This window comes from Burkholderia sp. MSMB1835 (assembly GCF_001526365.1).
Classification (GTDB): domain Bacteria; phylum Pseudomonadota; class Gammaproteobacteria; order Burkholderiales; family Burkholderiaceae; genus Burkholderia.
The window spans coordinates 38,617-52,045 of record NZ_LOYP01000050.1 but is presented as its reverse complement, the minus strand read 5'-3'; the positions used below and the strand labels follow the sequence as shown (position 1 = coordinate 52,045).

Genomic DNA, 13,429 nt, shown 5'->3' with positions numbered 1-13,429 from the left:
AGTGAGTACCAGGAACCGTTGCGTTCGGGCGGCGCGCGGCGCGCCCCCCCGAACTTGCATCAGAACAGCGATTCGTCGACTTCCATCAGCGTCTTCGAACCGGCGCGCGCGGCGCGGATCGTCGCGGCCGTCTCGGGCAGCAGGCGCGCGAAGTAGAAGCGGGCAGTGGCGAGCTTCGACTTGTAGAACGGGTCGCCCGACGCTTCCTTGTCGAGCGCGAGACGCGCCATGCGCGCCCAGAAGTACGAGAACACCAGGTGGCCGACGGTACGCAGGTACGGCACGGCCGCAGCGCCGACTTCGTCCGGGTTCTGCATCGCCTTCATGCCGATTTCCATCGTCAGCTTCTGCACCTTGTCGCCGATGTCGGCGAGCGGGTTGATGAACTCGGCCATCTCCGGCTTCACGCCTTCCGCTTCCGCGAATTCCGTCACGAGCTTGCCGAACTTCTCCAGCTTCGCGCCCATGTCGCCGAGCACCTTGCGGCCCAGCAGGTCGAGCGACTGGATCGAGTTCGTGCCTTCGTAGATCATGTTGATCCGCGCGTCGCGCACGTACTGCTCCATGCCCCACTCGGAGATGAAGCCGTGGCCGCCGTAGATCTGCATCGCGTGGTTGGTCGACTCGAACGCGTTGTCGGTCAGGAACGCCTTGATGATCGGCGTGAGCAGCGCGACGAGGTCGGCCGCTTCCTTGCGCACGGCTTCGTCGGCGTGCGACAGCTCCTTGTCGATCTGCAGCGCGGACCAGTACGTGAACGCGCGCGCGCCTTCCGCGTAGGCCTTCTGCGTGAGCAGCATGCGGCGCACGTCCGGATGCACGATGATCGGGTCGGCCGGTTTGTCCGGCGCCTTCGGGCCCGTCAGCGAGCGCATCTGCAGGCGTTCCTTCGCATACGCCAGCGAGTTCTGGTACGCGACTTCCGTGAGGCCGAGGCCCTGCATGCCGACGCCGAGGCGCGCGGCATTCATCATCACGAACATCGCGTTCAAGCCCTTGTTCGGCTCGCCGACCATCCAGCCCTTCGCGCCGTCGAGGTTCATCACGCACGTCGAGTTGCCGTGGATGCCCATCTTGTGCTCGATCGAGCCGCACTTGATGCCGTTGCGTTCGCCCGGTTCGCCCGAAGCGTCCGGAATGAACTTCGGCACGATGAACAGCGAGATCCCCTTCGTGCCCTGCGGCGCGTCCGGCAGGCGCGCGAGCACGAGGTGGACGATGTTCTTCGACATGTCGTGCTCGCCGCTCGAGATGAAGATCTTCGTGCCGCTGATCGAGTACGAGCCGTCGCCGTTCGGTTCGGCCTTGGTGCGCAGGATGCCGAGGTCGGTGCCGCAGTGCGGCTCGGTCAGGCACATCGTGCCCGTCCATTCGCCCGACACGAGCTTCGGCAGGTATTGCTGCTGGAGTTCCGGCGCGCCGTGCGCGTGCAGGCATTCGTACGCGCCGTGCGACAGGCCCGGATACATCGTCCATGCCTGGTTCGCCGAGTTCAGCATTTCGTAGAGCGCGTTGTTCACGAACGCGGGCAGGCCCTGGCCGCCGTAGTCCGGATCGCAGCCGAGCGCCGGCCAGCCGGCCTCGACGTACTGCCGATACGCTTCCTTGAAGCCGGTCGGGGTCTTCACGACGCCGTCGCCTTCATACGTGCAGCCTTCGCGGTCGCCGACCTGGTTCAGCGGGAACAGTACCTCGGAGCAGAACTTGCCCGCTTCCTCGAGGACCTGGTTGATCGTGTCGGCGTCGAGGTCCGCATGCCTGGGCATTTGCTTGACTTCGGCTTCGACGTTCAGAAGCTCGTGCAACACGAATTGCATGTCGCGCAGCGGCGCGGCGTACTGTCCCATGACTCTCTCCAAAGGTGGGCAAAACGGCTCGAGCTCCTGGCGGGCGGATCACGCGCCGCTAACGGCTCTCGCTCTGATACGAAACGATCGTCTTTTCCAGCGCGGCCCACGTGAGGCGCACCGCGTCCGGCGAATGCAGGAAGCGTGCGTCGTGATGCAGGCCGAGCGTGAAGCTGTACAACTCGAAGAGCATCAGTTCCGGATCCGTGTCCGTGCGCAGATGCCCTTCTTCCATCGCCTGCGAAATGGCGCGCAGCAACGCGGCACGCCAGGCGGTCACGCTCGCGATCAACTGCTCGCGCACGGGGCTGTCCGGCCGGTCGTCGTACTCCACTGCGCCGCTGATGTAGATGCACCCGGTCGTCACCTCCTGGATGCGCTTCTCGATCCAGCGCGCCAGCATCGCCCGAAGACGCGGCAGACCGCGCGACTCGCGCAGGCTCGGAAAGAACACCTCGTTTTCGAAACGATGGTGATACTCGCGGACGACCTCGACCTGCAGGTCTTCGCGCGAACCGAAGTGCGCGAACACGCCGCTCTTGCTCATCTGCATGCGCTCGGCCAGCAGGCCGATCGTCAGCCCCTCCAGCCCGTCACGGCTGGCGAGATCCAAAGCAGCTTCGAGTATCGCGGCACGCGTCTGTTCGCCTTTTCGCATAGCTTTTTCTGTAACCGTTCGGGGGTTCGAATAAAATCGAACGGCCGTACTATTATTGAGTGCGGCCGCTCGCGAAACAAGGAAATTATTAGAAACCGGTGTCTAACCGAGCCGCTATTTTGCGCGATTCCGGCGGGACCGGAGCGGCTTTTCCGCACGAACGTGCGGACAGATTTTTGAAGCGAATGCTTAGTCTGCGTCAGTCGTAACCGCCGACCGTCAGCGCCTTCATCACGACACGATACGCGGTGTACGCGAGCCAGTTCAGCAGCCGCTCGACGCGCGGGCGCGCGGCGTAGCGCGCGGCGTCGATCTCGCGGCCTTCGGCGAATGCAGCGGCGATCGCGTCGCGCAACTGGTTCGTCACTGCATCGTAGCGCACCAGCACGACATTCGCTTCATTGTTCAGCATCAGGCTCAGCGCGTCCAGATTCGACGAGCCGACCGTCGCCCAGTTGTCGTCGATCACGGCGACCTTGCCGTGCAGGATCGTCTTGTCGTATTCGGCGACGCGCACGCCCGCGCGCAGCAGCGTGTGATAGAGGAACGGCACGGCCGTATCGAGCGCCGCGAACTCCTTGCGGCCGATCAGCACCTGCACGTCGACGCCGCGTCGCGCCGCGCCCGTCAGCGCGCGGCGCAGCTTGCGGCCCGGCATGAAATACGGATTCGCGAGCAGGATCCGCTGGCGGGCCTGGCCGATCGCCGCGAGATAGGCCTTCTCGATCGCGCGGCGATTCACGACGTTGTCGCGCGCGACGAACGCGACGCTCGGCTCGGTCACGACCCGCAGCGCGCCGGCCTTGATCCACCGGTGGCTGCGCATCCAGCGCCGGAACATGTCCGGGAACGCTTCGCCGCCGTGCAGCCCGGCCGCGTACTGCGCATACGGCTTGTGGCCGAACTGGATCCGGTGCCACTGCAGCTCGAATGCGGCGCGCACGTCGGACACCGCGGGCCCGGCCATCTCGACCGCGAAATCCCAGCGCGGGAACGGCAGCGTCGCGCTGCCCTGCGTGTAGTCGTCGACGATGTTGATGCCGCCGCAGAACGCGACCGCATGATCGATCACCGCGAGCTTGCGGTGCGTGCGCGAGAAGCCGAAGCGGCCGAACAGGTAGCGGTTGTAGATGCAGTGCTCGACGCCGGACTCGGCCCACGTGTCGAACAGCGGCAGGCGCGCGGTGCCGATGCCGTCGGTGATCACGCGCACGCGCACGCCGCGCTGCGCCGCGCGGATCAGCGCGTCCGACACCGGGCGACCGGCCTCGTCGTCGCAGAAGATGTAGGTTTCGAGCATCACCTGCTCGCGGGCGGCGTCGATCCGTTCGATGAGCGCCCGGAAGAATGCGCCGCCGGTTTCGCACAGCCGCACCGTATTGCCGGCCGTAAACGCGAGCCGCGACGCGGAGCCGCGCTCCTGCAGAAACATCTGCCGCAATTGCGCGAAGCGCTTGCGGGTCTCCGCATTCATGCGGACGAGCCGTGCGGCGCACTCGCGAGCGCCACGCGCGCGGGCAATTGCAGGATCGCTTCGGCGTTCGACGGCGAGAAGCAGCGCGCGGCCGCCTCGCGGTACGGCAGCCACGCATAGTCGACATGCTCGCGCGGCGACAGCGTCACGTCGACGCGATGCGGCACGCACAGGCCGAACCAGTGCTCGACGTTGCGCGTGACGCCCGGCGCATAGCGGTGCAGGTATTGCGGATAGATCGTGTATTCGATCCGGTGATGCCAGTCGACGAGCGCAGTGGCCGGCACGTCCGGCGTGCCGATCGCGATGCCGGTCTCCTCCGCCACTTCGCGCGCGGCGGTGAGCGCGAGCGGCTCATCGAGCGCGTCCTTCGAGCCGGTGACCGATTGCCAGAAATCGGGCTGGTCGGCACGCTTGATCACGAGCACATCGAGGTCGGGCGTGTAGATCACGACGAGAACGGATTCGGGGATTTTCGGCGGCTTCGTCATCTTTGTTTCATGCGGCACGGGGCCGTGCATGGGCCCGTGCTCCGAACGTGCGGCAAGTGCTGCGACTGTACCGCAAAAAATGAAAAAGGCGCATCGCTGCGCCTTTTTCATGGGTGTCGTGTGGGCGTCACCGCACACACGACCTGCGAGGAGCGCGTTACGCCTTCGGCTGCTCCGGTTGACGCAGACGGATGTGCAGCTCGCGCAGTTGACGCTCGTCGACCGGGCTCGGCGCCTGCGTGAGCAGATCCTGCGCACGCTGCGTCTTCGGGAACGCGATCACGTCGCGGATCGAATCGGCGCCGGCCATCATCGTGACGATGCGGTCGAGACCGAATGCGATACCGCCGTGCGGCGGCGCGCCGTACTGCAGCGCGTCCAGCAGGAAGCCGAACTTCGCCTGCGCTTCCTCGGCGCCGATCTTCAGCGCGCGGAACACCTTGCTCTGCACTTCCTCGCGATGGATACGCACCGAGCCGCCGCCGATTTCCCAGCCGTTCAGCACCATGTCGTACGCCTTCGCGAGGCAGCGGCCCGGGTCGGTCTCGAGGTACTCGAGGTGCTCGTCCTTCGGGCTCGTGAACGGATGGTGCGCGGCGACGTAGCGCGCGTCTTCGTCGTCGTACTCGAACATCGGGAAGTCCACGACCCACAGCGGCTTCCAGCCGGCCTGGACGAGACCGTTCGCCTTGCCGAATTCCGAATGGCCGATCTTCAGGCGCAGTGCGCCGAGGCTGTCGTTGACGACCTTCGCGCGGTCGGCCGCGAAGAAGATGATGTCGCCGTCTTCGGCGCCGGTGCGCTCGAGGATCGCCGCGATCGATGCGTCGTGCAGGTTCTTGACGATCGGGCTCTGCAGGCCGTCGCGGCCCTTCGCCTTCTCGTTGACCTTGATCCATGCGAGGCCCTTCGCGCCGTAGATGCGCACGAATTCCGTGTAGCCGTCGATGTCGCCGCGCGACAGCTCGCCGCCCTTCGGCACGCGCAGCGCCGCGACCCGGCCGTCCTTCGCGTTGGCCGGCGTGCTGAACACCTTGAAGTCGACGTCCTTCATCGCGTCGGTCAGCTCGGTGAATTCGAGCTGCACGCGCAGGTCCGGCTTGTCCGAACCGAAACGCGCCATCGCTTCCGAGTACGGCATCACCGGGAATTTCGCGTCGAGTTCGACGTCGATCGTCGTCTTGAAGATGTGACGGATCATGTCTTCGAACAGATCGCGGATTTCCTGCTCGCCGAGGAACGACGTCTCGCAGTCGATCTGCGTGAATTCCGGCTGACGGTCGGCGCGGAGGTCCTCGTCGCGGAAGCACTTGGTGATCTGGTAGTAACGGTCGAAGTTCGCGACCATCAGCAATTGCTTGAACAGCTGCGGCGACTGCGGCAGCGCGAAGAACTGGCCCGCGTTCACGCGCGACGGCACGAGATAGTCGCGCGCGCCTTCCGGCGTGCTCTTCGTCAGCATCGGCGTTTCGATGTCGATGAAGCCCTGCTCGTCGAGGTACTTGCGCGCCTCGATCGCGACGCGGTAGCGCAGACGCAGGTTGTGCTGCATCTGCGGGCGGCGCAGGTCGAGCACGCGGTGCGTGAGGCGCGTCGTTTCCGACAGGTTGTCGTCGTCGAGCTGGAACGGCGGCGTGACCGACGCGTTCAGCACGTTCAGTTCGTGGCACAGCACTTCGATCTTCCCGCTCTTCAGGCCGGCGTTGACCGTGCCCTCCGGACGATTGCGCACGAGACCCTTGATCTGCACGCAGAACTCGTTGCGCACGCCTTCGGCGGTCGCGAACATCTCGGCGCGATCCGGATCGCACACCACCTGCACGAGGCCTTCACGATCGCGCAGGTCGATGAAGATCACACCGCCGTGATCGCGGCGGCGCTGCACCCAGCCGCACAGCGACACGGTTTGGCCCAGCAGGTGTTCGGTCACGAGACCGCAGTATTCAGTACGCATCGACATGATGTTTGCTTTCGTTCGGTTTGATCAACGGGCGCCGCAACGCGCGGCCCGGGCGATGATTCTTTACTTACAGCGGCGGCTCGACGGGACGGCGGGCGGGCGCCGGAACCGGCGCCGAAGGCGCCACGACGCCCATCGAGACGATGTACTTGAGCGCGGCATCGACCGACATGTCGAGTTCGATGACTTCGCTCTTCGGCAGCATCAGGAAGAAGCCCGACGTCGGGTTCGGCGTCGTGGGCACGTACACGCTCACGTACTCTTCCGTCAGATGGTTGACCACGTCGCCGCCGGGCGTGCCGGTCAGAAACGCGATCGTATACGAGCCGCGACGCGGGTATTCGATCAGCAGCGCCTTGCGGAACGCATTGCCGCTGCTCGACAGCAGCGTGTCCGATACCTGCTTGACGCTCGTGTAGATCGGCCCGACGACCGGGATGTGACGCACGACCGCGTTCCACCACGTGACGAGCTTCTGGCCGATGAAGTTCTGCGTGGCCAGCCCGACCACGAAGATGAACGCGAGCGTCAGCACCGCGCCGATCCCCGGCAGATGGAAGCCGAGCATCCGCTCGGGCTGCCAGGATTCGGGCAACAGGAGCAGCGTCTGGTCCATCGTGCCGATGATGAGGCCGAGCACCCACAGCGTGATCGCGAGCGGGACGAGAACCAGCAGGCCGGTCAGGAACACCGTTTTCAGGGTCGTCTTTTTCATCATCTGCCGTCAATGAACCGCGCCGGAAGCGCGGGTTGGTCGCGACCCGGCCGGGCCGCGACGGTCAACTGCCGGCGGCGGGCGTCGCGGCCGGAGCCGGCGCGGCGCTCGTCGTCGTGGTGCTGCCCGAGCCGCTCGCCGCAGCCGGCGCAGCCGCGGCGGGTGCGGCTTGCGCCGCGGGTGCTGCCGGCGCCGCGTCGCCCGACGCCGTCGCCGGTGCGCTGGCGCCGCCCGAGCCGCCGCGGAAATCGGTGACATACCACCCCGAGCCCTTCAACTGGAAACCGGCGGCGGTCACCTGTTTGCGAAAAGCATCCTTCCCGCATTCAGGGCATTGCGACAGCGGCGCGTCGCTCATCTTCTGGAGCACGTCCTTCGCGAAACCGCACGCTTCGCATCGATAGGCGTAGATCGGCATGATATTTTTCCCGCAGAAACTGGAAACGGCTTGCAAAACCTTGAATTATAGCCGAAACCCCGGCGCGCTCCGGCAACGGTCGCGGCGCCCGCGCATCAGCGGCGACGCCACGTGAGCCAGCGCTCGTGCCCGTCGAACACGGCCAGCGAATCGGTCACCGGCAAATCCTCGACCAGCTCGAAGTGCGGCGCGAGCAACGCGTCGAGCTCCGCCCGCTCGATCCCGAATGGCGGCCCCTTCGGTTTCGCCACCAGGAAGAAATAGCCGGCCAACAATCCGTCCGCGGGCAGCAGCTCGGCCATCCGCGCCGCATAGCCGGCGCGCAGGCTCGGCGGCAACGCGCACAGGAACGCACGCTCGTACACCCACTGCACGTCGAACGGCGGACGGTACTGAAAGAAATCGGCCTGCTCGACGACGCCCGCATGCGCGCCGAGCTGCGCCTTCGCAGCAGCGACCGCCTGCGCGGCGAAATCGATCGCACGCACCGGCCAGCCGGCCTGCGCGAGCCATCCGGCCTCCTGCGCGCTGCCGCAGCCGGGAATCAGCACCGCGCACGGCTCGAGCCGATGCGCGAACACGCGAAACCCGTCCGGCACGCCGCCGAATTCCCACGGCGTCACGCCGCGTTCGAAGCGCTCGTTCCAGAACGACGCGCTGCCCGGGTCGCGCGTCGCGAAATCGGCGGCCGACGGTGCGGCCGGTTGCTTCGGATCGGACATCGCCGTGCTCCTTTCGATCAAGCGCCGTACGCGAGCGCGAGCAGCACGCGCGCGACGAGCGCGCCGACGCCGACGGCCAGGCCGAAGACCAGCAACGCCTGCAGCAGCCGGTTCGTCCGCTTCTGCTCGACGAGAATCTGACGCATCAACTCCTCGCTCGCGGCGCGCGGCGCGTCGTGGCGGGCGGCCATCGCATGGTGGATCAGACGCGGCAGTTGCGGCAGCGTCTTGCTCCACTGCGGCGCCTCGACCTTGAACCGCTCGTACCAGCCGCGCAGGCCGATCTGCTCGGTCATCCAGCGCTCGAGATACGGCTTCGCGGTCTTCCACAGGTCGAGCTCGGGGTCGAGCGAGCGGCCGAGCCCTTCGACGTTCAGCATCGTCTTCTGCAGCAGGACGAGCTGCGGCTGAATCTCGACGTTGAAGCGGCGCGACGTCGAGAACAGCCGCATCAGCACCTGGCCGAGCGAGATGTCCTTCAGCGCGCGGTCGAAATACGGCTCGCACACCGCGCGGATCGCGCTTTCGAGCTCCTCGACGCGCGTCTCGGGCGGCACCCAGCCCGATTCGAGGTGGAGCGTCGCGACGCGATGGTAGTCGCGCTTGAAGAACGCGAGAAAGTTCTGCGCGAGGTAATTCTTGTCGAAATCGGACAGCGCGCCGACGATCCCGAAATCGAGCGCGATATAGCGGCCGAACGTGTTCGGATCGAGGCTCACCTGAATGTTGCCGGGGTGCATGTCCGCGTGGAAAAAGCCGTCGCGGAACACCTGCGTGAAGAAGATCTCGACGCCTTCGCGCGCGAGCTTCTTGATGTCGACGCCGGCCGAGCGCAGCGTCTCGACCTGGCTGATCGGCACGCCCGTCATGCGCTCCATCACGAGCACCTGCGACGTCGAGAAATCCCAGAACATCTCGGGCACGAGCAGCAGGTCGAGGCCCGCGAAGTTGCGGCGCAGTTGGCTGCCGTTGGCGGCCTCGCGCATCAGGTCGAGTTCGTCGTGCAGGTACTTGTCGAATTCGGCGACGACCTCGCGCGGCTTCAGGCGCCGGCCGTCGGCCCACATGCGCTCGGTCCACGTCGCGATGTCGCGCATCAGCGCGAGGTCGGAATCGATCACCGGCAGCATGTTCGGGCGCAGCACCTTGACGGCGACGGCCTTGCCCGCATGCGCGCCCTGCTTCAGCTTCGCGAAATGCACCTGCGCGATCGATGCGCTCGCGATCGGCTCGCGCTCGAATTCGTCGAACAGCTCGTCGACCGGCGCACCGAGCGACTTCTCGATGATCGCGATCGCGACCGCCGAATCGAACGGCGGCACCTGGTCCTGCAGCTTCGCGAGCTCGTTCGCGAAATCGACCGACAGCAGGTCGCGGCGCGTGGACAGCACCTGGCCGAACTTCACGAAGATCGGGCCGAGGCTTTCGAGCGCGTGGCGCAGCCGCACGGCGGGCGGATCGGAGTAGCGGCGGCCGATCGTCGTGATCCGCAACAGCAGCTTCACGCGCCGGTCGTCGATCCGGGACAGCATCACTTCGTCGAGACCAAAGCGGATGACGGTGTAGACGATCTTGATGAAACGGAAAATGCGCATGCCCTGCGGCCCTCAGTGCGCGCCGCGCGGGCCGGAACCCGTGCGCGCGCCGATTTTTTGTTCGAGTCGCTCGACCCGCTTTTCGACCCGCGCGAGCGCGTCGCGTGCGCGCGCCAGTTCGGCGTCGAAACCGCCGAGCGACGTGCGCCGGACGACTTGCGGGTTCTCGTCGAGCCAGTATTCGGCGACGGAATCGAGCACGTTGCGGCCGGTGCGGCGTGCGCGCGCGCCGGCGTCGCGCACGACCGTCGCGATCCGGTGCGCCGCCGCGTCGCCGACCAGCTTCGCGAGATCTTCTTCCGGTTCCCAGCGCAGGTGCTCGGCCAGCTTCGCGATCTGCGTCGCGAATTCCGCGTCGCCTTCGATCTTCACGTGCTTCATCACGGCCGCCTGGCCGCCCTGCAGGAACGCGGCGACCGTGTCGCCGGCAAGCGCGATCGACACGTCAACCCGTTGCGCATCGTGCGCGTCGACGGCCGACAGATAGCCGTCGGGCTGCACCAGCAGCGTGAGCGTGACGGGAGACACGTCGATCCGGGCAGTCTTGCCCGCATAGGGAATCAGGCGATCGCGCGCCCATGATTCGCGCGCGAGCAGGTGATTGACGGCAGCAGCAAAAGGCTTGGCGGCAAAGGTCATCGGGCTGGGAAAGAAAAAACCCGCGCAGGCCGGGCGCCCACGCGGGTTTCTATTGTAACGTCGGATCGGCGGCAGACCGTGCCTGACCGTACACCCGGGCGGCAAGCGGTCGCAGTGCGGCGGCCGTCGCCCGGGTACCGGCGGCGCGGGCCGCCGGCCACGCTCAGTGCGTGTTGATCTGCTGGATACCCGCGAGCAGCCAGCCCTGACCGCCCGACTTCGACAGGTTCCACACCTCGTCGAACGGCGCGGCCGACGTATTCGCCGATTCGCGGATCAGGCCGTGGAAGCGCACGCTCGCCGACTGCTCGATGCCGCGATCCTCGATCGCGACCAATTCCGCGTCGAGCTGCACGACATCGGTCTGGTTCGCGTCGTTGCCGCGCGAATCGAGGTCGATCTTGATCTCGGCGAACATTTCGGGCGTCGTGAACTCACGGATGTCGGCCAGGTTGCCCTGGTCCCATGCCGCCTGCAGGCGCACGAAATAGACTTTCGCGCTGCGCAGGAACGCTTCGGTGTCGAAGCCGGCCGGCACCTGCAGCGGCGCCGCTGCCGCCGCGGCCGCGCCTGCGGCGGCCGCACCGCCGCCGAACACGCCCTGCGCTTCGTTCGCGTAGCTGCTGCCGCTACCCGCGTAGTTGCTGCCGGTGTTGCCCTGCTGGAACGACGGGCTTTGCGAGTAGCCGCCGGACGACGACGCGGCACCGCCGACCGAATACGCCGGCTCCTGCGGGCGACGGCGGTTCATGAACTTGCGGATCAGCCAGATGCCGACCATCGCGAGCAACACGATCACGATGACGTTCGCCATCATGCTCGCGAATGCGCCGCCGAGGCCGAAGTGCGACAGCAGCGCCGCGATGCCGAGGCCGGCTGCGAGACCGGCGATCGGCCCGAGCCAGCGCGAGCGGTTGGGCTGCGCGGCCGGCGCGGGCGCAGCCGGGTTCGCACGCTGCGCCTGCGACGGCGCGGCCTGCTGCATCGGCTGCTGCGCGGGCGGCGTGGCCTGGCGCTGCGTGACGGTGGAATTCTGGCGGCCGATGCTGCGCCCGCCGCCCATGCGCCGGGCTTCGGCGTCGAGCGATGCGAACGTGCCGGCCGTGAGCAGGCCGACCATCAGCAGCGTGCCGACCCGTCGAGCCCACGGCTTCGACGGCTTGCTACGGTTGAACAGCGAACGCGATTCGGACATCAGCTTCTCCAGATGTAAGGCGAATGTATGGAAAGAACCCCTTAGTACTTGGTTCCAAGGTGTAAAGCTACCACGCCACCTGACAAATTGTAATATTTGACGGCGTCGAGGCCCGCTTGTTCCATCATCGTCTTCAGCGTGTCCTGATCGGGGTGCATCCGGATAGATTCAGCAAGATACCGATAACTTTCAGCATCTTTCGCGAACTTGTCGCCAAGCCACGGTAATACTTTGAAAGAATACAGATCGTACGCTTTTTTCAGCGGATCCCAGACTTTCGAGAATTCCAGCACCATCACGCGGCCGCCGGGCTTCGTCACGCGGCGCATCTCGGCCAGCGCGGCATCCTTGTGCGTCATGTTGCGCAGCCCGAACGCGACGGTGACCACGTCGAAGTAGTTGTCCGGAAAGGGAATTTTCTCGGCGTCGCACAGCAGCGACGGCGTCACGATACCCTTGTCGAGCAGCCGGTCGCGGCCGACGCGCAGCATCGATTCGTTGATGTCGGTATGCCAGACCTCGCCCGTCGGCCCGGCCGCCTTCGCGAACGACTTGGTCAGGTCGCCGGTGCCGGCCGCGATGTCGAGCACCTTGAAGCCGGGGCGCACGTTCGCCTGCGCGATCGTGAACGCCTTCCACGCGCGGTGCATGCCCGCCGACATCAGGTCGTTCATCAGATCGTAGTTGCTCGCGACCGAATGAAACACGCCCGCCACTTTCTTCGCTTTTTCGTTTTCCTCGACGCTTTCGAAGCCGAAGTGGGTTTTGCTCATCGCGTTGATCCTCAGTAAATGGCAAGACGGCGCCGAGCGGGCGCCGTCGATTTCAGTGGCAGTGGCCGTGCGGCGCGCCGGCCGCCTGCATCGGCGCGTCGCGCTCGACGCCCGCCGCCTTCAGTTTGTCGAAATAGTCGCGCCACAGCGCGTCCTGCCGCGTCGCCAGTTCGTACAGCAGGTCCCACGAGTAGATGCCGGTCGAATGGCCGTCGGAGAACGTCGGCTGCAGCGCGTAGTTGCCCACGCCCTCGAGCGCGGTGATCGTCACCTCGCGCTTGCCGGTCTGCAACGTCTCCTGGCCCGGCCCGTGGCCACGCACCTCGGCCGACGGCGAATACACGCGCATCAGCTCGAACGGAATCCGGAAGCTCTCGCCGTTCGGGTACTGCAATTCGAGCACGCGCGATACCGCGTGCACGACGACGCCGGACGGAATCGGCGTCGTGGAAGTCAAACCGCTCATGGCTGCCTCGAATCGGTCATGCGTTGAATTTCCTCGCGCACCGCATTGTGCAGCAGCGAGGCCTGCGCCGCGCGCGAGCGCAGCAGCGCCTCGGACACGCTGCGCTGGCGCGGCGCCCACACGGGCTGCGGGAAATGGGCATCGTTGGAAAAGCGCGGAATCACGTGCCAGTGCACGTGCGGCACCATGTTGCCGAGGCTCGCGAGATTCACCTTGTTCGGCTGCATCACGCGGCGCACGGCCCGCTCGACCGCGTAGACCACGCGCATCAGGTGTGCCCGCTCGGGCTCGCCGAGATCGGAGAACTCGGCCACGTGCGCGCCCCAGATCACCCGGCAGAAACCCGGGTAGTCGTGCTCGCCCGTCGCGAGCACGACGCGCAGCGCCTCGTCCTGCCAGAGCACCTCGCCGCCGTCTTCACGGCAAAACACGCATTCCATCGTCGCTCCCATGTGGACCGGCGCCGGCATGGCCGC

General features: G+C 66.2%; 14 protein-coding genes. All 14 read right to left on the bottom strand.

Going from position 1 to position 13,429, the window contains the following annotated elements:
* Window positions 1–59 precede the first annotated feature (59 nt).
* Window positions 60–1,847 (bottom strand): acyl-CoA dehydrogenase C-terminal domain-containing protein, encoded by a 1,788-nt coding sequence (locus WS96_RS23005; protein WP_059835655.1) that lies wholly within the window; start codon window positions 1,845–1,847, stop codon window positions 60–62.
* A gap of 58 nt (window positions 1,848–1,905) precedes the next feature.
* On the bottom strand, window positions 1,906–2,505 hold the full coding sequence (locus WS96_RS23000; RefSeq protein WP_006485742.1) for a TetR/AcrR family transcriptional regulator: 600 nt from the start codon (window positions 2,503–2,505) through the stop codon (window positions 1,906–1,908).
* A gap of 199 nt (window positions 2,506–2,704) precedes the next feature.
* Window positions 2,705–3,979, bottom strand: coding sequence for a cardiolipin synthase ClsB (gene clsB / locus WS96_RS22995; protein ID WP_034208360.1), 1,275 nt, complete (start codon window positions 3,977–3,979; stop codon window positions 2,705–2,707).
* On the bottom strand, window positions 3,976–4,470 hold the full coding sequence (nudB, locus tag WS96_RS22990) for a dihydroneopterin triphosphate diphosphatase (protein ID WP_059835779.1): 495 nt from the start codon (window positions 4,468–4,470) through the stop codon (window positions 3,976–3,978). The genes clsB and nudB overlap by 4 nt, the downstream gene beginning before the upstream one ends.
* A 157-nt stretch (window positions 4,471–4,627) precedes the next feature.
* Window positions 4,628–6,430, bottom strand: a complete 1,803-nt coding sequence (gene aspS / locus WS96_RS22985; protein WP_006485737.1) for an aspartate--tRNA ligase — start codon at window positions 6,428–6,430, stop codon at window positions 4,628–4,630.
* Window positions 6,431–6,497: 67 nt separating this feature from the next.
* A complete protein-coding gene (locus WS96_RS22980; protein ID WP_012329208.1) occupies window positions 6,498–7,148 on the bottom strand; it encodes a DUF502 domain-containing protein in 651 nt (216 codons plus the stop codon).
* A 61-nt stretch (window positions 7,149–7,209) separates the two neighbouring features.
* Window positions 7,210–7,563, bottom strand: a complete 354-nt coding sequence (locus WS96_RS22975) for an FmdB family zinc ribbon protein (protein ID WP_059780512.1) — start codon at window positions 7,561–7,563, stop codon at window positions 7,210–7,212.
* 95 nt (window positions 7,564–7,658) lie between these two features.
* Window positions 7,659–8,285 (bottom strand): SAM-dependent methyltransferase, encoded by a 627-nt coding sequence (locus tag WS96_RS22970; RefSeq protein WP_059835653.1) that lies wholly within the window; start codon window positions 8,283–8,285, stop codon window positions 7,659–7,661.
* A gap of 17 nt (window positions 8,286–8,302) precedes the next feature.
* Entirely contained in the window at window positions 8,303–9,880 is a 1,578-nt protein-coding gene (ubiB, locus tag WS96_RS22965) for a ubiquinone biosynthesis regulatory protein kinase UbiB (protein ID WP_034208364.1), read from the bottom strand.
* 12 nt (window positions 9,881–9,892) lie between these two features.
* Window positions 9,893–10,519, bottom strand: coding sequence for a ubiquinone biosynthesis accessory factor UbiJ (locus WS96_RS22960; RefSeq protein WP_059780510.1), 627 nt, complete (start codon window positions 10,517–10,519; stop codon window positions 9,893–9,895).
* A 163-nt stretch (window positions 10,520–10,682) separates the two neighbouring features.
* Window positions 10,683–11,714, bottom strand: a complete 1,032-nt coding sequence (locus WS96_RS22955; protein ID WP_059835651.1) for a Tim44 domain-containing protein — start codon at window positions 11,712–11,714, stop codon at window positions 10,683–10,685.
* Between the two features lie 41 nt (window positions 11,715–11,755).
* The gene (ubiE, locus tag WS96_RS22950; RefSeq protein ID WP_011546189.1) at window positions 11,756–12,487 is read right to left on the bottom strand and encodes a bifunctional demethylmenaquinone methyltransferase/2-methoxy-6-polyprenyl-1,4-benzoquinol methylase UbiE; all 732 of its coding nucleotides are present in this window, start codon (window positions 12,485–12,487) and stop codon (window positions 11,756–11,758) included.
* A 52-nt stretch (window positions 12,488–12,539) separates the two neighbouring features.
* Window positions 12,540–12,953, bottom strand: coding sequence for a gamma-butyrobetaine hydroxylase-like domain-containing protein (locus tag WS96_RS22945; protein WP_059835649.1), 414 nt, complete (start codon window positions 12,951–12,953; stop codon window positions 12,540–12,542).
* On the bottom strand, window positions 12,950–13,393 hold the full coding sequence (locus WS96_RS22940) for an HIT family protein (RefSeq protein WP_034208761.1): 444 nt from the start codon (window positions 13,391–13,393) through the stop codon (window positions 12,950–12,952). Before WS96_RS22940 ends, WS96_RS22945 begins: the two co-directional genes overlap by 4 nt.
* Between the last annotated feature and the right edge of the window lie 36 nt (window positions 13,394–13,429).